The sequence below is a fragment of the Pseudomonas sp. SDO5532_S415 genome, from assembly GCF_054071155.1.
Genome location: NZ_JBSVWS010000029.1, coordinates 26071 through 43784 on the forward strand (window position 1 = coordinate 26071; position 17714 = coordinate 43784).

Annotated in this window: 13 protein-coding genes and 1 tRNA gene; 10 read left to right on the top strand and 4 right to left on the bottom strand. The window is 59.2% G+C overall.

All coding sequences use genetic code 11. From position 1 onward, the window contains the following. Positions 1-31 precede the first annotated feature (31 nt). The 3 genes from rpoD (at position 32) to ACW9HW_RS10385 (ending at position 5840) form a co-directional block, all read left to right on the top strand. Complete coding sequence (gene rpoD, locus ACW9HW_RS10375; protein WP_095195860.1) at positions 32-1879, top strand: RNA polymerase sigma factor RpoD; 1848 nt, start codon at positions 32-34, stop codon at positions 1877-1879. Between the two features lie 123 nt (positions 1880-2002). Next, positions 2003-5749: a bifunctional diguanylate cyclase/phosphodiesterase gene (locus tag ACW9HW_RS10380; protein WP_095195861.1), complete on the top strand. Its 3747-nt coding sequence runs from the start codon at positions 2003-2005 to the stop codon at positions 5747-5749. A gap of 14 nt (positions 5750-5763) precedes the next feature. After that, a tRNA-Ile gene (locus tag ACW9HW_RS10385) sits at positions 5764-5840 on the top strand. 44 nt (positions 5841-5884) lie between these two features. Here ACW9HW_RS10385 and ACW9HW_RS10390 read toward each other — a convergent pair. After that, the gene (locus ACW9HW_RS10390) at positions 5885-6190 is read right to left on the bottom strand and encodes an XRE family transcriptional regulator (RefSeq protein ID WP_095195878.1); all 306 of its coding nucleotides are present in this window, start codon (positions 6188-6190) and stop codon (positions 5885-5887) included. Beyond that, entirely contained in the window at positions 6183-6548 is a 366-nt protein-coding gene (locus ACW9HW_RS10395) for a type II toxin-antitoxin system RelE/ParE family toxin (protein ID WP_095195879.1), read from the bottom strand. Before ACW9HW_RS10395 ends, ACW9HW_RS10390 begins: the two co-directional genes overlap by 8 nt. A 544-nt stretch (positions 6549-7092) precedes the next feature. Between ACW9HW_RS10395 and ACW9HW_RS10400 the strand changes: the two genes are divergently transcribed. Then, positions 7093-7380, top strand: a complete 288-nt coding sequence (locus tag ACW9HW_RS10400; protein WP_457399724.1) for a DUF3077 domain-containing protein — start codon at positions 7093-7095, stop codon at positions 7378-7380. A 116-nt stretch (positions 7381-7496) separates the two neighbouring features. Here the strand turns inward: ACW9HW_RS10400 and ACW9HW_RS10405 are convergent, their stop codons facing one another. Both ACW9HW_RS10405 and ACW9HW_RS10410 read right to left on the bottom strand, forming a co-directional pair. Then, positions 7497-8111 carry a peptidase M41 gene (locus ACW9HW_RS10405; RefSeq protein ID WP_457399728.1) on the bottom strand — a complete coding sequence of 205 codons (615 nt, stop codon included), beginning with the start codon at positions 8109-8111 and terminating at the stop codon, positions 7497-7499. Positions 8112-8223: 112 nt separating this feature from the next. Next, entirely contained in the window at positions 8224-10578 is a 2355-nt protein-coding gene (locus tag ACW9HW_RS10410) for a glucose/quinate/shikimate family membrane-bound PQQ-dependent dehydrogenase (protein ID WP_457399726.1), read from the bottom strand. 177 nt (positions 10579-10755) lie between these two features. On the opposite strand from ACW9HW_RS10410, the gene ACW9HW_RS10415 reads away from it, so the two are divergent. The 6 genes from ACW9HW_RS10415 (at position 10756) to pqqB (ending at position 17646) form a co-directional block, all read left to right on the top strand. Next, the gene (locus ACW9HW_RS10415) at positions 10756-11217 is read left to right on the top strand and encodes an Lrp/AsnC family transcriptional regulator (RefSeq protein WP_007980298.1); all 462 of its coding nucleotides are present in this window, start codon (positions 10756-10758) and stop codon (positions 11215-11217) included. A 230-nt stretch (positions 11218-11447) separates the two neighbouring features. Next, entirely contained in the window at positions 11448-13130 is a 1683-nt protein-coding gene (locus tag ACW9HW_RS10420) for a flavin monoamine oxidase family protein (protein WP_095195882.1), read from the top strand. A gap of 12 nt (positions 13131-13142) precedes the next feature. After that, complete coding sequence (locus ACW9HW_RS10425) at positions 13143-13937, top strand: carbon-nitrogen hydrolase family protein (RefSeq protein ID WP_095195883.1); 795 nt, start codon at positions 13143-13145, stop codon at positions 13935-13937. Positions 13938-13975: 38 nt separating this feature from the next. Next, positions 13976-16405: a pyrroloquinoline quinone biosynthesis protein PqqF gene (gene pqqF, locus ACW9HW_RS10430; protein ID WP_095195884.1), complete on the top strand. Its 2430-nt coding sequence runs from the start codon at positions 13976-13978 to the stop codon at positions 16403-16405. A gap of 154 nt (positions 16406-16559) precedes the next feature. After that, positions 16560-16634, top strand: coding sequence for a pyrroloquinoline quinone precursor peptide PqqA (pqqA, locus tag ACW9HW_RS10435; protein ID WP_003422658.1), 75 nt, complete (start codon positions 16560-16562; stop codon positions 16632-16634). A 100-nt stretch (positions 16635-16734) separates the two neighbouring features. Continuing rightward, positions 16735-17646, top strand: a complete 912-nt coding sequence (gene pqqB / locus ACW9HW_RS10440; protein WP_095195885.1) for a pyrroloquinoline quinone biosynthesis protein PqqB — start codon at positions 16735-16737, stop codon at positions 17644-17646. Positions 17647-17714: the final 68 nt, after the last annotated feature.

Here is a 17714-nt window from a genome sequence, read left to right on the forward strand (position 1 = left end):
GCCCGCCAAGACCTTCAGTGGATAGGGTGTTATGTCCGGAAAAGCGCAACAGCAGTCTCGTATTATTGAGTTGATCAAACTGGGCCGTGAGCAGAAGTATCTGACTTACGCCGAGGTCAACGACCACCTGCCTGAGGATATTTCAGATCCAGAGCAGGTGGAAGACATCATCCGCATGATTAACGACATGGGGATCCCCGTACACGAGAGTGCTCCGGATGCGGACGCCCTTATGCTGGCCGACGCCGATACCGACGAGGCCGCTGCGGAAGAAGCAGCCGCTGCGTTGGCGGCGGTGGAGACCGATATCGGTCGCACCACTGACCCGGTGCGCATGTATATGCGCGAAATGGGTACGGTCGAGCTTCTGACTCGTGAAGGCGAAATCGAAATCGCCAAGCGTATCGAAGAAGGCATCCGTGAAGTGATGAGCGCCATCGCGCACTTCCCTGGCACGGTTGACCATATTCTCTCCGAGTACACTCGCGTCACCACCGAAGGTGGTCGCCTGTCCGACGTCCTGAGCGGTTATATCGACCCGGATGACGGCATTGCACCGCCTGCAGCAGAAGTGCCACCGCCGATCGATGCGAAGGCCGCGAAAGCGGATGACGACTCCGACGACGACGACGCCGAAGCCTCGGATGACGAAGAAGAAGCCGAAAGCGGTCCGGATCCGATCATCGCCGCACAGCGTTTTGGCGCTGTGGCCGATCAAATGGAAATCACCCGCAAGGCCCTGAAGAAGCACGGTCGTCACAACAAGGCAGCGATTGCCGAGTTGCTGGCACTGGCCGAGCTGTTCATGCCGATCAAACTGGTGCCGAAGCAATTCGAAGGCCTGGTCGAGCGTGTTCGCAGTGCTTTGGACCGTCTGCGTCAACAAGAGCGTGCAATCATGCAGCTCTGCGTTCGTGATGCGCGCATGCCGCGTGCCGACTTCCTGCGCCAGTTCCCGGGCAATGAAATCGACGAAAGCTGGACCGATGCACTGGCCAAGGGCAAGACCAAATACGCTGAAGCCATTGGTCGCCTGCAACCGGACATCATTCGTTGCCAGCAGAAGCTGACCGCGCTGGAAACCGAGACCGGTTTGACCATCGCCGAGATCAAGGACATCAACCGTCGCATGTCGATTGGTGAGGCCAAGGCCCGCCGCGCGAAGAAAGAGATGGTTGAAGCGAACTTGCGTCTGGTGATCTCCATCGCCAAGAAGTACACCAACCGTGGCCTGCAATTCCTCGACCTGATCCAGGAAGGCAACATTGGCTTGATGAAAGCGGTAGACAAGTTCGAATACCGCCGCGGCTACAAATTCTCGACTTATGCCACCTGGTGGATCCGGCAGGCGATCACTCGCTCGATCGCCGACCAGGCCCGCACCATCCGTATTCCGGTGCACATGATCGAGACGATCAACAAGCTCAACCGTATTTCCCGTCAGATGTTGCAGGAAATGGGTCGCGAACCGACGCCGGAAGAGCTGGGCGAACGCATGGAAATGCCTGAGGACAAGATCCGCAAGGTATTGAAGATCGCTAAAGAGCCGATCTCCATGGAAACCCCGATCGGTGATGACGAAGACTCCCATCTGGGTGACTTCATCGAAGACTCGACCATGCAGTCGCCAATCGATGTTGCTACCGTTGAGAGCCTTAAAGAAGCGACTCGCGAAGTGCTGTCCGGCCTCACTGCCCGTGAAGCCAAGGTACTGCGCATGCGCTTCGGTATCGACATGAATACCGACCACACCCTTGAGGAGGTTGGTAAGCAGTTCGACGTGACCCGTGAGCGGATTCGTCAGATCGAAGCCAAGGCGCTGCGCAAGCTGCGCCACCCGACGAGAAGCGAGCATTTGCGCTCTTTCCTCGACGAGTGATCACAAAACCCCCGGCCCAGGCCGGGGGTTTTGCTTTATGCAGATTAAATCCCCCCGCCATACCCCTCCCGTCGATTTGCCCGTCTACACTCGAATCATTCCCCGAGCCATAACGAGACCGTTATGCCCAGACTGCCGACCGTGCTTTTTTTGCTGTCGCTGATGACCTGGACCGCAACGGCTGGCGCGCTGACTCTGACCGACGAAGAACGTAGCTGGCTTGCGGCCCACCCGGACTTGCGCCTGGGTGTCGATGCGTCCTGGCCGCCCTTTGAGTTTCGTGACGATCAGGGCCGTTACCAGGGACTTGCAGCAGACTATATCGACCTGATTCGCCAGCGATTGGCGGTCAAACTCACGCCCATCGAACCCGTCAGTTGGTCGGTCGTGCTGGAGCAGGCCAAACAAGGCAAGCTGGACCTGCTGCCTGGCATCATGTCGACTCCAGAACGACAGGCTTATCTGTCGTTTACCCGCCCCTATCTGGACTTCCCGATTGTCATCCTGGCCCATGTCGGCGGCCCTCAACCGCGCAAGCTACAGGACCTTTACGGACTGAAAATCGCGGTTGTGGAAAATTATGCGCCCCATGAACTGCTGCGCACCCACCATCCCGACCTGAATCTGGTGGCCATGCCCAACGTCAGTTCGGCCTTGCAGGCGCTGGCAACAGATGAAGTGGATGCTGTGGTGGGTGATCTGGCTTCCAGCGTCTGGAGTTTGCGCCAGCTCAAGCTGGATGGGTTGTATGTCAGCGGCGAAACCCCCTATCGCTATCAGCTGGCCATGGGCGTGCCGCGAGACAACAAAATGCTGGTCAGCATCCTGGATAAAGTCCTGGCGGACATGACTCCGGCCGAAATCAGCACAATCCAGGAACAATGGGTCGGCAACGTCCTCGATCACCGGACTTTCTGGTCCGATCTGCTGGTCTATGGCCTTCCAGGATTGCTGCTGCTGATCGCTGTGCTGGCAGCAGTGATCCGCATCAACCGCCGGCTGAGCTCAGAAATTGCCCGCCGAGTCGATCTGGAGCAGGAACTGCGCAGTAGCGAATACCATTACCGCGGGCTGGTAGAAAGCCTTTCGGCCATCGCCTGGGAAGCGCGGATTAGCGACTTCACTTACAGCTACGTATCACCCCACGCCGAGGATCTGCTCGGTTACCCCCTGTCCCACTGGCTGATTCCAGGCTTCTGGCGCAACATCATTCACCCGGCCGACCTCACCCGCGCGCAGAGTTTCTGCGATCACGAAGTGCTGGCCGGGCGTGATCACAGCCTGGATTATCGGGTCATCACCGCTGATGGGCGCTGTTTGTGGGTCCGCGATATCGTCAGCCTGATCGAACACGGTCATGAACCGGTGATGCGCGGGCTGATGATCGATATCAGCGAAACCAAGCGCACCGAAGAAGCACTTCGTCTGTCGGAACAGAAATTTGCTTCGGTATTCCAGCAATGCCCGGACATTCTGGTCATTGCTCGCCTCTCCGACGGTTGCCTGCTGGAGGTCAACGAAGCATTCGAAGAACAGATCGGCCTCAAGGCCGAGGACGTTATCGGCCAGACCGCCACCGACCTCAACATCTGGGGCATTCCCGGCGTGGGACCCGGCTTGTTGCAGCGTTTGCAGGCCGGCAGCATCCGCAACCTCGAGATGCCCTTTCGCCGCAGCAATGGCCAGGTGTTCACCGGCCTGATCTCGGCCGAACCCTTCGACCTCGATACAACCCCGGCGCTGGTGGTGGTCGTACGCGACATCACCCAGCTCAAGGAAACCCAACAGCAACTGCAAACCTCCGAAGAGAAATTCGCCAAAGCCTTCCACGCCTCCCCGGATGGCTTGCTGCTGTCACGGCAGAGTGATGGCTTGCTGTTGGAAGTCAACGAAGGATTCAGCCGCATCACCGGTTTCAACAGTGCGATGTCCGTGGATCGCTCGGCTCTGGATCTAGGGATCTGGGTCAACCTCAACGAACGCAAACAGATGCTCGACCTGTTGCACCGCGATGGATTCGTCCGCGACTTCAGTTGCCATATCCGCCGCAGCGATGGGCAGATCCGCCTGTGCGAGGTGTCCAGTCGTCCGCTACCGATCGGCGACGAGGACTGCATGCTGACCATCGCCCGGGATATCACTGAGCGGCACCTGATGCAGGAAAAACTGCAACAGGCTGCCACGGTGTTCGAAAGCACCGCCGAAGGCGTATTGATCACCGACACCCAGCAGCACATCAGCGCCGTCAACCGCGCATTTACCGAGATCACCGGGTACAGCGAAAGCGAAGCATTGGGCCATACCCCGCGCTTGCTTGCCTCGGGCCTGCATGACAGCGCGTTCTACGCCGCCATGTGGCATCAATTGACCGCCGAAGGGCACTGGCAAGGCGAGATCTCCAACCGGCGCAAAAATGGCGAGCTTTACCCGAGCTGGCTGACCATCAGCGCAGTGCGTAACCGGGACAAATTCATCACCCACTTCGTGGCGGTGTTCGCCGACATTTCCAGCCTCAAACACGCCCAGGCCAAACTCGACTACCAGGCTCACCACGACCCACTGACCGGCCTGCCCAACCGCACGCTGTTCGAAAGTCGCTTGCAGACCGCACTCAATACCCAGAGAGAAGTCGGTGGCCAGGGCGCAGTGCTGTTCCTCGATCTGGACCGGTTCAAACACATCAACGACAGCCTCGGCCACCCGGTCGGCGACCTGTTGCTCAAGGGCATTGCCGTGCGCCTCAAGGAGCAGTTGCGCGACATCGACACCGTGGCACGCCTGGGCGGCGACGAGTTCATCATCCTGCTGCCCGGTCTGCAGCAACCCAGCGATGCCGACAACATCGCTACCAAGCTGCTCAACTGCTTCACCGCACCGTTCCAGGCTGGAGAGCATGAGTTCTTCATCAGTTCCAGCATCGGCACCAGCCTTTATCCGCAGGATGGTTGCGATGTGGCCACGCTGATCAAGAACGCCGATGCGGCGATGTACCGCTCCAAAGCCAAAGGCCGTAACCGGGTCGAAAGCTATACCTGCGACCTCACCGCGCAAGCCAGTGAACGCATAGCACTGGAGCATGAACTGCGACGCGCCATCGAGCGCAATGAACTCTACCTGTGCTACCAACCGAAGATCAGCCTCGACGACTATCGCCTGGTCGGTGCCGAGGCACTGATTCGCTGGCGTCACCCGACCTTTGGCGACGTACCGCCGGAGCACTTCATTTCCCTGGCCGAAGAAAACGGCATGATCCTGCAGATCGGCGACTGGGTACTGGAGACCGCCTGCCGGCAATTGCACGAGTGGAACAAAACCTACGTAGGTCTCGGCCCGCTATCGGTCAACCTCGCGGGCGCACAACTGCGTCAACCGAACCTGCTCGGGCGCATCGAACAGTTGCTCAAGGACTACCGCCTCAAACCCGGGCTCCTGCAACTGGAAATTACTGAAAACTTCATCATGAGCCAGGCGGAAGAAGCGCTGGCGGTTCTGCATCAACTCAAGCAGCTGGGCGTGCAGCTGGCGATCGACGACTTCGGCACGGGCTACTCGTCTTTGAGCTACCTCAAGCGCCTGCCACTGGACATTCTCAAGATCGACCAGTCGTTCGTTCGCGGATTGCCGGATGATCCACACGACGCCGCCATCGTGCGCGCCATCATCGCGCTCGGCCGCAGCATGCAATTCACCGTGATTGCCGAAGGCGTCGAAACCCAGGCCCAGCAACAATTTCTGGCCTTCGAGGGTTGTGAGCAGATCCAGGGCTACATCGTCAGCCTGCCCTTGCCCCCCGACGAATTCGCCGCGACGTTTCTTCGTACAGCCGTATTGGATTTTTCGGATAGCACAGCCGCGAAACCGTCGCTATAATCCGCGACCTACTGGGGCCTATAGCTCAGTTGGTTAGAGCAGAGGACTCATAATCCTTTGGTCCACGGTTCAAGTCCGTGTGGGCCCACCAAACAAGAAAGCCGCGCAATGCGCGGCTTTTTCGTGTCTGACTGCTCAGTTGGCAAAGTTCTCGATCTTTACCTGTCCCTCGGGAAAGGTCGCGATGATTTCCAGTTCACCGCCCATGGCGCGGATATAGTTGCGCAGCGTGCTGATGTACATGTCGGTGCGTCGCTCCATTTTGGAGATCGCCGCCTGGTTGACATGTAATGTCTTGGCGAGTGTGTCCTGGCTCAACGCCTGAGCCTGGCGCAACTCATGCAGTGGCATTTCTGCTCGTAGCTTCTGGTGCAGAGCGGCGACGCGCGCTTGAGACTCAGGAGAGCGCCGTGCCACCAGATCAGCAAATTTTTTAGCCATTGTCATTGCCCTCTTTTTTCAATGTTTCCAAGTGCTCGTCGTATAGACGCTCAGCCAGCGGTACATGCTCCAGATACCAACGATCCTGTCCGGTTTTGTCACCCCCGATCAGCAGGATCGCGCAGCGTCGCGGATCAAAGGCATACAGAACACGGTAAGGCCTGCCAGCGTGTTGCACCCTCAACTCACGGAGGTTGCCATGCCGTGAGCCCTTGATATCGCTGGTGTAAGGAAATCCCAAGTGCGGCCCCTCATCACCCAGCATCATAACCGTGGCCTGGACCGAGTCCTGCTCAGCGTCGTTGAGGCGATTCCACCAGGCTTCAAACTCATCGGTATATTCAACGTCCCACTTCATACAAATATGCCACCAAAGGAATATAACCTCAAAGGAATAAATGTATGACTCCTGCAGACGTCCGACCACCCTGCTTCCCGCGGCAATTGTTAATGATGATTTCCGATAGTTCGGAGAGCGACAGCCCGGACCTCATGCGTTTGGTTCAACCGCACAGGCCCTACGGCGCCTTGTAAAATCGCTCGCCGCGTTTAGTTTTGTTTACTTAATGTCGCGCAATATCGGATGACGTCGTAGGACGCTGTAGGCAAACTCCGAATCTTGCTTTTGGGCACTTTGCCGCCTTGTTGCGCTTTTCTTCGACGGGATAGTCTCCAGACGTCGCTGCCAATCAGCGATCGGGCTTGGAAACCCGTCAAGTCAAACGCAACAGCCCCATCACAACTGCGTACATTTTTTTTGCAGCCCTGTGTTATGGCCGCTGTGCGTGGGACGTCTTCGGACGTGCCGGTTTCCTTGACTTCCGGTTTTCCAACCTGCGCACAGCTGCCACCCATTCGCTTGGAAACGAACGTGGCAGCTCCTCAAGTTAAGGAGCTACACCATGACCAAAGCAAATACGTCCGAACCCTCAGAGTTAAAAACCGTCGGCTTCACCCCCTTCCTGTATCTCTCTGACCAGCCTTTGTTCCACGTCTGCCGCGACGTCCCCATCACCGATGCCCTGGCCCAAGCCTCTGACCTGCTGTTCCTCGCCAAATCCCTGACCGTGGATGCCGCCTACGCCCAGAACTCCGACCGGCACGCCTGGGCCGCGCACTATCTGACGACGATGAGCAAAGCGGTGATTGATGATGTGGTGAAGGTGCTGACGCGTCGGCCGATCGGTTGAAGAACCTGTAGGAGCGAGCTTGGTCCGGGCGGCGTTCCGACGAGAAAACCCGAGGACACCGCGGGGCATCTGGTTTTACGCGTTTTCGTTCACGACCTTCGCGAGCGAGCTCGCTCCTACAGAGGTTCCAACTGCTCAAGCATTTCCCGCGTCAACAGGACCTCATAGGTATCCGCGGGCCTTCCCCACTGTTCGACCAGGGCCATGCGCTCTGCCAATGCCTCTCCGAGCTCGGTAATGGTGCCTGCCAACGCTTCGACGATCTCTTGAGTGCGCAACCACAGGCGATCGTTGATCGCCTTCAGTTCGGCCGTGATGCTGTCGCACGCCGCCGGATCGGTATCGGGATAGGTGATGTTGCGCAGTAACTGCCGCAATTCCCTGATTTTTGCGTCATCCCGTTCCGCGCCGAATGCACCATTGAGGATGGCGACCGCTTGCGACTTATCAACACGTTTCGCGCGCACATGTGCCGAAGGCAATGTCTGCGCCATGGCGCCCGCGAAGAGGATCATCATCCGGGCTTCCAGGTATTCCTTCATGGCTTCCATTGACGAAATGGGTCGCACCAGGCTGATGGAGGCGCCCCCTTTGTGCCTCAGGTCCATGGTCACTGTGAGGGTCACGCCTCCTGTTTCAAACCCCAACGCCCGGGCCACGACATAGTGGCCCATTTCGTGATGGGCGATCTGCAAGGCATGTTCGCGCACTGCTGCCGGCATCTTCTTCATTGCCATCGCGTCGGCTCTCCCGTTCGACTACGCGTGACTGTAGCTTCGCTGAAGTTTCACACAGAAAAAAGCCGCGCAATCGCGCGGCTTTTTCATACCTGCCTCTCAGCCCTTAATTGGGCAAAGCGTAGGCAATCACATAGTCCCCGCGATCCGTCGATTGACGCGCACCGCCCACTGTCAGCAGGATGTACTGCTTGCCGGTTTTCGGCGATACGTAGGTCATCGGCCCGGACTGGCTGCCCACCGGCAAACGCGACTTCCAGATTTCGTTGCCGTTGCCGGTATCGAAGGCGCGCAGGTAGAAGTCCTGGGTGCCGGCGAAGAACAGCAGGCCGGACTGGGTGGCCAGGGAGGCGCCGAGGGTCGGCATGCCGATCGGGATCGGCAGGTGCATGCGGATGCCCAGCGGGCCGGTGTCCTGTACCGTGCCGACCGGGACTTGCCACATCAGTTTGTGGGTCTTGAGGTCGATGGCGGACATGGTGCCGAACGGTGGTTTCTGGCACGGAATGCCGACCGCCGAGAGGAAGCGCTCGCGCATGGCGCCGAACGGCGTGCCTTCCTGCGGCACCACGCCCATTTCAATACCGCTGGCACCGGCACCGATCTTGTCGCGCGGGATCATGTAGTTGGCCAGGCCCAGGCGCATGTCGTTGACGAACATGTAATTCGTGTTCGGATCAACCGAGACGCTGCCCCAGTTCATGCCCCCCAGAGAGCCCGGGAATTGCAGGGCGCGGTCCATGCCCGGCGGGGTGTAGACGCCTTCGTGACGCATGCCCTTGAACTGGATGCGGCACATTAACTGGTCGAATGGCGTGGCGCCCCACATGTCGGCTTCAGTCAGGGTTTTATTGCCGATTGACGGCATGTCCACCGAGAACGGCTGGGTTGGCGCGTAACGTTCGCCGGGCACATGGCCTTGCGGCACCGGACGCTCTTCGACGCGGGCGATGGGCACGCCGGTTTCGCGGTTGAGCAGGAAAATCTCGCCTTGCTTGGTGACTTGCGCCAAGGCCGGCTGCATGCCGCCCTTGTCGTCCGGCACGTCGTACAGCAGCGGTTGGGCTGGCAGGTCGAAGTCCCACAGGTCGTGGTGAGTGGTCTGGAAGTGCCAGCGCACCTGACCGGTCTTCACATCGAGGGCGACGATGGACGAACTCCATTTGTCATCGAACTCGGTGCGCTGACCGCCGAAGAAGTCCGGTGTGGCATTGCCGGTCGGCAAGTAGACCAGACCGAGGTTGGCGTCGTAGGACATGGCCGACCATACGTTCGGTGTACCACGGGTATACGTCTCGCCCGCCGGAGGGCGTTTGGTGGTGTTCGGGTTGCCCGGATCCCACGCCCACACCAGTTCACCACTACGCACGTCATAGGCGCGCACCACACCTGGCGGCTCGCCGGTGGAGTAGTTGTCTGCCACGCGACCGCCGACGATCACCACATCCCCAGCGACCAATGGGGTCGAGGTTTGCTGGTAGTAACCGGGCTTCACTTCGCCCATGTCGGTGGTCAGATCGACGGTGCCTTGGTTGCCGAACTCTTCACACGGTTTGCCGGTTTCGGCATTGATGGCGATCAGGCGCGCATCGCCGGTCGGCAGAAACAGACGTTTCGTACAGGCTGCGGGCTGATTGTCCGAAGATGCCGGGGTTTCGGAATAACCCAGGCCGCGGCAACGCTGCCAATTAGGCGCGGTGCCTTGCGGGTCGAACTTCCAGCGCTGGGCGCCGGTGTCGGCGTCCAGGGCAAAGACTTTGCCGTAGGCAGTGCAGGTGTAGACCGTGTCGCCGATTTGCAGCGGGGTGTTCTGGTCTTCGGCGCCGGCGCCGGTGCTTTGCGGGATGTCGCCGGTACGAAAGGTCCAGGCCACCTGCAGCTTGTCGATATTGCCCTTGTTTATCTGGTCCAGCGCGGCAAAGCGATTGCCGGCCGTGGTGTTGCCCCAGTGCGCCCAGTCTTTCTGCTCATTGCCCGGTGCAACCGGCGTTACCGTGGGTTCAGTGGCGGCCGTGACCACGTGGGTTGGTACGAACATGTAGGCCATCGTTGCGACGACACCGACGCCCAGAATGCCTGCAAGACCGTAGGCGCCACGGCCCGCCGTCGCGCCCGAAGCGCGGACCAGTGTCGGGTAGATCAATGCGACGACCAGACCGATCACGGCGAACGTCAGCACACGCGAAACCAGCGGCCAGTATTCAAAACCGGCATCCCATACCGCCCAGATCGCCGTCAGAATGAGTGCCAGGCCATACAGCCAGGCGCCCTGTGGTTTGCGGCGGGCGATCATCAGCCCGGAAACCAGCATCGCCAAGCCCATCAGCAGGAAATACCAACTGCCGCCCAACACGATCAGATAACCACCGCCGCCGACCAGGCCGAGCCCGATCAGTGCGATCAGGACACCCAGCCCCGCCAGCAACCCTTTGCTGCCGGCGGCAGCCCCAGAAGTATTCATGTCGGAAATTTTCCCCATTTGTGACAAGGGGCGGAATAATGTACTACCTAGTTACTTATGGCAATTTGTCGCAGTCAAAAATGGCACGAACGGTCGTGAAGCCAGATCACACATCCGTTGCGCGGGATGTGCCTGTAACATGCTCATCCACCGATCCATACCGCTGGAGATGCCCCATTGCCTGACACTCGCCCGCCCGTTCTTGACGAAATCGACCGCCAGTTGATTGCCGCCCTGCAGATCAATGCCCGCGAAAGCGTGGCCATGCTCGCCCGGCAACTGGGCATCGCCCGCACCACGGTGACTTCACGCCTGGCGCGACTGGAAAAGGCCAAAGTGATCACCGGTTACGGCGTGCGTCTTGGCCAGCGAGTGGTGGATGGTGGATTGCAGGCGTACGTGGGGATCACGGTGCAGCCGCGCTCCGGGAAGGAAGTGCTGCGCCGGCTCAGTGCCATGGCCCAGGTGCAACAGCTGTGTGCCGTGAGTGGCGAATTTGATTATGTGGCGTGGTTGCGTACCGATTCGCCGGAGCAACTGGATCAGTTGCTGGATCAGATTGGCAGTGTGGATGGGGTGGAGAAGACGACGACTTCGATCATCTTGAGCAGCAAGATTGATCGGGGGCAGCCGGTTTGAGCTTTCAGTCTTGAATGGGTGGTGTCTGGGCTGGCGCTTTCGCGAGCAGGCTCGCTCCCACAAGGGTCAGTATTGTCAATTCGATTAATACCTTCGTCATATCGATATATTATTTAGCAAAACGACGACACTTTGCGTCTTATTAACGTGTTCCACGCTCTCTAGAATGGCTGCCATCTTTTCCTATACTCAGACGCGCACTCCCCGTCGGGTCGCCAGCAAGGTCAGCCATGAACAAGAACAATCGCCATCCTGCAGACGGTAAAAAACCAGTCACCATTTTTGGTCCGGACTTTCCTTTCGCCTTCGACGACTGGATCGAGCACCCGGCCGGCCTGGGCAGCATTCCCGAGCACAATCACGGTGCCGAAGTGGCGATTGTCGGCGCCGGTATCGCTGGGCTGGTGGCCGCATACGAACTGATGAAGCTCGGCCTCAAGCCGGTGGTCTATGAAGCTTCGAAGCTGGGCGGTCGTCTTCGCTCCCAAGCGTTCAACGGCACCGATGGCATCGTCGCCGAGTTGGGCGGCATGCGTTTTCCGGTGTCGTCCACCGCGTTCTATCACTATGTCGACAAGCTGGGTCTTGAGACTAAACCTTTCCCCAACCCGCTGACGCCAGCCTCCGGCAGCACCGTCATCGATCTGGAAGGTAAAACCCATTACGCGCAGAAACTGGCGGATCTTCCTGCATTGTTCCAGGAAGTGGCTGACGCCTGGGCCGACGCCCTGGAAGCCGGCTCGCAGTTCTCCGATATCCAGCAAGCGATCCGCGACCGCGACGTACCGCGCCTCAAAGAGTTGTGGAACACCCTCGTGCCACTGTGGGACGACCGCACCTTCTACGACTTCGTCGCCACCTCCAAAGCCTTCGCCAAATTGTCGTTCCATCACCGCGAAGTGTTCGGCCAGGTCGGTTTCGGCACCGGTGGCTGGGACTCCGACTTCCCCAATTCGATGCTGGAAATTTTCCGCGTGGTGATGACCAACTGCGACGATCACCAGCACCTGGTGGTCGGTGGCGTGGAACAAGTCCCGCAAGGCATCTGGCGCCATGCACCGGAACGTTGCGTACACTGGCCACAAGGCACCAGCCTCAAGTCGTTGCACAGCGGCGCTCCACGCTCCGGCGTGAAAAAAATCGCCCACGCGCCGGGTGGCCGCTTTGCGGTCACCGACAACAACGGCGATACCCGCGAATACGCCGCGGTGCTGACCACTTGCCAGAGCTGGCTGCTGACCACCCAGATCGAATGCGAAGAAACCCTGTTCTCGCAAAAGATGTGGATGGCCCTGGACCGTACCCGCTACATGCAGTCGTCGAAAACCTTCGTGATGGTCGACCGCCCGTTCTGGAAGGACAAGGATCCGGAAACCGGCCGTGACCTGATGAGCATGACCCTCACCGATCGCCTGACCCGTGGCACTTACCTGTTCGATAACGGCGACGACAAGCCTGGGGTGATTTGCCTGTCGTATTCGTGGATGAGCGATGCGTTGAAAATGCTCCCGCACCCGGTGGAAAAACGCGTGAAACTGGCGCTGGATGCGTTGAAGAAGATCTACCCGAAAGTCGACATCGCCGCGCGGATCATCGGCGATCCGATCACCGTTTCATGGGAAGCCGACCCGCATTTCCTGGGTGCCTTCAAAGGCGCCTTGCCTGGTCACTACCGCTACAACCAGCGCATGTACGCGCACTTCATGCAGGACGAGATGCCTGCGGAACAACGCGGGATATTCATTGCCGGCGACGACGTTTCGTGGACGCCCGCCTGGGTCGAAGGCGCGGTGCAAACATCGCTCAACGCAGTGTGGGGCATCATGAAACATTTCGGCGGAGCCACACATAAAGAGAACCCGGGCCCGGGTGATGTGTTCAAAGACATAGGCCCTATCGCCCTTCCCGAGTAAGAGGAATCCCCGATGCGTGTAGCCCTTTACCAATGTCCACCGCTGCCTCTGGATGTCGCCGGCAACCTGCAACGTCTGCAGCAGCTGGCGCAGGAAGCCAAAGGTGCCGATTTGCTGGTGCTGCCGGAGATGTTCCTGACCGGTTACAACATCGGCGTCGATGCCGTCAGTGTGTTGGCGGAGGTACACAATGGTGAGTCGGCACAGCAAGTTGCGCGCATCGCCCGAACCGCCGGGATCGCCATTTTGTATGGCTATCCCGAACGCACCGAGGACGGCCAGATCTACAACGCCGTGCAGTTGATCGACGCCCAGGGCGAGCGCGTCTGCAACTACCGCAAGACCCACCTGTTCGGTGATCTTGACCGTTCGATGTTCAGCCCCGGCAGCGACGAATTCCCCGTGGTTGAACTCAACGGCTGGAAACTCGGCTTCCTGATTTGCTACGACCTGGAGTTTCCGGAGAATGCCCGACGCCTGGCCCTCGAGGGCGCCGAGCTGATTCTGGCACCGACGGCCAACATGATTCCCTTTGATTTCGTCGCTGACGTCACCGTCCGCTCCCGCGCCTTCGAAAACCAGTGCTACGTGGCCTACGCCAACTACTGCGGACACGAAGGCGATATCCACTATTGCGGCCAGAGCAGCATCGCCGCGCCGGATGGCAGTCGCATCGCCCAGGCCGGCCTCGATGAAGCCTTGATTGTCGGCGAGCTGGATCGTCAATTGATGGTCGATTCCCGCGCCGCCAATCGCTACCTCATCGATCGCCGTCCCGAGCTTTACGGCGCGCTTAACAAGCGCTGATCCGCTAGCATTGGCACTTCACTGTTCCGGAAGTGCCCATGCCTGCGCTGAATCTCCCTCGCCCCCACACTGAAACCCTGGCCAACGGTCTGCGGGTAACGCTGCGTCATGTGCCCGATCTGAAACGCGCCGCTGCTGCGTTGCGGGTCGCCGTCGGCAGTCATGATGTTCCGTTGGCGTGGCCTGGCCTGGCGCACTTTCTGGAGCATCTGCTGTTTTTGGGGACCCAACGTTTTCCTGCGGACCAAGGGCTGATGGCCTACGTCCAGGGTCATGGCGGGCAGGTGAATGCACGCACCTGCGAGCGCACTACCGATTACTTTTTCGAATTACCGCCTCAGGCTTTCAGCGGCGGGCTGGAGCGTCTGTCAGACATGCTCGCCCATCCGCGTATGAATGTGGATGATCAGCAGCGGGAACGGGAAGTTCTGCAGGCGGAGTTTGTTGCCTGGTCCCAGGATGCGACGGCTCAACAGCAGTTTTCGCTGTTCGATGGACTTTCTGAAATTCATCCTCTGCGGGGTTTTCACGCTGGCAATCGCGACAGCCTGCCGGTTGCGCAACCTGAGTTTCAGCAAGCGCTGAAGGATTTCTATCAACGGTTTTATCAGGCCGGGCAGATGACGTTGAGCCTGGCGGGTCCTCAACCGCTCGAAGAACTGAAAACGCTGGCCCAAGTGTTCGCCGATGCCATTCCCGAGGGCAAAAGAGCTCCGCAACAAGCACCTGCACCGCTGATGAATGCTACGAACAGAAGTTATCAACAGATGAACCAACGGCGCCTGGACCTGCTGTTTACGTTTGAAGCGCTGCCCGAATCATCCCCTGAAGCCCTGGCGTTCCTGTGCCATTGGCTGAATGTAGCGAAACCCGGTGGGCTGCTGGCTGAACTGCAACTACGCGGGCTGGCCCAACAGTTGAAAGCAGCCCCGCTGTATCAATTCGCCGGGCAAGCCCTGCTGCACATCGAACTCACGCTGAACAGCAATGCGCAGCCAACTGCGATCCGCGAACAGCTATTGGATTGGCTGGGCTTTTTCGCTCGGCAAGACTGGAGTGAGTTGCGCAACGAATACTCCGTTCTGCTCCAGCGCCAGCAGCAAATCAGCGGCGCCTTGCAACTGGCGCGACTGGACAGCGAACAGCGTGAAGCCGGGTTATCCGAAAACGGCGTGAAGGCGCTCAAGGAAATCCTCCGACAAATCGGTGCTGTGGATAACTTCACCGGCCAATGGCAACTGCCGGCGCCCAACCCGTTTTTGCGCTGCGAAACGCCAACGCCCAACGCCGGATTGATTCGCGGACAGACCAGCGCCCACCGTGGCCTGCGCACGTTTGCCCAGGATCGCTCGCGCAGTCGCCGCGAGCGTTCGCCAATGCAATTCAGCCAGGCGTTGCCGGATAACAGTGCTGAAGGTGCGCTGTATCTGCGTTGGCGCCTGGACGCGGCACCTTGCAGCAGTCTCCAGTCCCGCCTGGAAAACAACTTGCAACCGTTGCGCGAAGAAGCCCGGCAGGCGGGCGTGGATTTTTCGTTCAGCGCATCGGGCAATGAATGGCTGCTGAAGATGACCGGACTCCAGGAGCCGATGCCCACTGTCCTGGAACATGTGCTGAAAACGCTGGCAAACCCTGATGAGGTTTTCCCACAGGACGAACCGACGACCGTTGCGTTGATGCCGATTCGGCAACTGCTCAAGGCATTGCCCGCTCAATGCCTTGAGCCCACCGCGGAATCGGATGACTTGCAGCAACTCTGGTCGACTGCCCGCTGGGACGGTCTGGCGATGGGCTTCGGCGCCCAGACCCAAGCGGCAATGGGCTTGTCACTGAGCCGCATACCCGGCACACCGGACAACCAACTGACACCTCCGCCAACGATTCGCTCGCAACACCTCTGGAACCAGATCGACACCGGCTCCAGCGAACACGCGGTATTGCTGTTTTGCCCGACTGCATCCACGGACATCGCCGACGACGCAGCGTGGCGCTTGCTCGCTCACCTCACGCAGACGCCTTTCTACCAGCGCCTGCGCGTGGAGTTGCAGCTCGGCTACGCGGTGTTCAGCGCACTGCGTCAGATGCACGGACAAACCGGGCTGCTGTTCGGCGTGCAATCACCCAACGTCGCACCGTCGGATCTATTGCAACACATCGAGCAGTTCCTCAATGAGTTGCCAAAAATGATCCATGGCATCGATGACGCCAGTTTCGTCACTCTTCGCCAAGCGCTGGTCGATCAATTCTGCGCTGACGCATTACCCAACGCCCAAGCCGCCGATCTGCTCTGGCAGGGCAAGCTGGCCAACCGCTCGTCGGAATATTTGGTTCAACTCTCCGACGCGATTCTTGTGTTGGATCAACCTGCGCTCATCGCCGCCACACGACGCCTGATTCAAGCCGAAGGCGGTTGGCGTTGCCTGTCCAGCGGGCCGCGTCCTGGCTCGCCTTGGCAAGTGGCAAAATGATCATTACCGAGGCTGCAATTAACTTTCTCGAACATTTGCAGCCAATTCCATTGAAATTTTAAGTAACATAGCTGCCTAACTATCTGACACCTCTTGCCGGAGGTGGACTATATGTATAGATGCCACCAGTCCCATCACTTGAAGGAACGCCCCCATGTCTTGGACAAAACCTGCTTACACCGACCTGCGTATCGGCTTTGAAGTCACCATGTACTTCGCCAGCCGCTAATCTCTGCCTTGGCAGACATGCAGTACGACGCCTCGGTTATGCCGAGGCGTTTTATTTTCAGCGTTACTTTTAATTTCAACGTTGCAATGATGGAGCATCCATGCTTGTCCAGATTCTAGGTTCCGCCGCCGGCGGCGGTTTCCCCCAGTGGAACTGCAACTGCGTGAACTGCGCCGGTTTTCGCAACGGCAACCTGCGGGCCAAGGCGCGAACCCAGTCGTCTATCGCGATCTCCGATGACGGCGTGAATTGGGTGCTGTGCAATACCTCACCGGACATCCGTGCCCAACTCCAGAGCTTCGCCCCGATGCAGCCGGGCCGCGCGCTGCGCGATACCGGCATCGGCGCAATCATCCTGATGGACAGCCAGATCGACCACACTACCGGCCTGCTCATGCTGCGTGAAGGTTGCCCGCATCAGGTCTGGTGCACCGACATGGTCCACGAAGACCTGAGCACCGGGTTCCCGTTGTTCAACATGCTGACTCACTGGAACGGCGGCCTGATCTGGAACCGCATCGAACTGGACCAGAGCTTCAATATCCCGGCCTGCCCTAACCTGCTTTTCACTCCGCTGCCACTGCGTAGCGCCGCACCGCCCTACTCGCCGCACCGCTTCGACCCACATCCGGGCGACAACATCGGCCTGATCGTCGAAGACCTGAACACCGGCGGTAAACTGTTCTACGCGCCAGGCTTGGGCAAGGTCGATGCATCGTTGCTGGAGATCATGGCCAGCAGCGATTGCCTGCTGGTGGACGGTACGCTGTGGGACGACGACGAAATGCAGCGACGCGGCGTCGGCACCCGCACCGGTCGGGAAATGGGCCACCTGGCGCAGAACGGCCCGGGCGGCATGCTCGAAGTGCTGGAGCAATTGCCCGATCAGCGCAAGGTGCTCATCCACATCAACAACACCAACCCGATTCTTGATGAGGATTCGCCGGAACGCGCGGAGCTGGATCGACGCAATGTTGAAGTGGCGTATGACGGCATGAGTATTGTGCTGTAGGGATTAAGACCGCTGCGCGGTCATTCGCGAGCAGGCTCGCTCCCACAGGAGAATTCGATCAACTGTGG

What these genes read in the sequence shown, in the direction of transcription:
- rpoD (WP_095195860.1), top strand. Translation starts at nt 32, where the DNA reads ATGTCCGGAAAAGCGCAACAGCAGTCTCGTATTATTGAGTTGATCAAA.
- ACW9HW_RS10380 (WP_095195861.1), top strand. Translation starts at nt 2,003, where the DNA reads ATGCCCAGACTGCCGACCGTGCTTTTTTTGCTGTCGCTGATGACCTGG.
- ACW9HW_RS10390 (WP_095195878.1), bottom strand. Translation starts at nt 6,190, where the DNA reads ATGGCTAAAAAATTTGCTGATCTGGTGGCACGGCGCTCTCCTGAGTCT.
- ACW9HW_RS10395 (WP_095195879.1), bottom strand. Translation starts at nt 6,548, where the DNA reads ATGAAGTGGGACGTTGAATATACCGATGAGTTTGAAGCCTGGTGGAAT.
- ACW9HW_RS10400 (WP_457399724.1), top strand. Translation starts at nt 7,093, where the DNA reads ATGACCAAAGCAAATACGTCCGAACCCTCAGAGTTAAAAACCGTCGGC.
- ACW9HW_RS10405 (WP_457399728.1), bottom strand. Translation starts at nt 8,111, where the DNA reads ATGAAGAAGATGCCGGCAGCAGTGCGCGAACATGCCTTGCAGATCGCC.
- ACW9HW_RS10410 (WP_457399726.1), bottom strand. Translation starts at nt 10,578, where the DNA reads ATGAATACTTCTGGGGCTGCCGCCGGCAGCAAAGGGTTGCTGGCGGGG.
- ACW9HW_RS10420 (WP_095195882.1), top strand. Translation starts at nt 11,448, where the DNA reads ATGAACAAGAACAATCGCCATCCTGCAGACGGTAAAAAACCAGTCACC.
- ACW9HW_RS10425 (WP_095195883.1), top strand. Translation starts at nt 13,143, where the DNA reads ATGCGTGTAGCCCTTTACCAATGTCCACCGCTGCCTCTGGATGTCGCC.
- pqqF (WP_095195884.1), top strand. Translation starts at nt 13,976, where the DNA reads ATGCCTGCGCTGAATCTCCCTCGCCCCCACACTGAAACCCTGGCCAAC.
- pqqB (WP_095195885.1), top strand. Translation starts at nt 16,735, where the DNA reads ATGCTTGTCCAGATTCTAGGTTCCGCCGCCGGCGGCGGTTTCCCCCAG.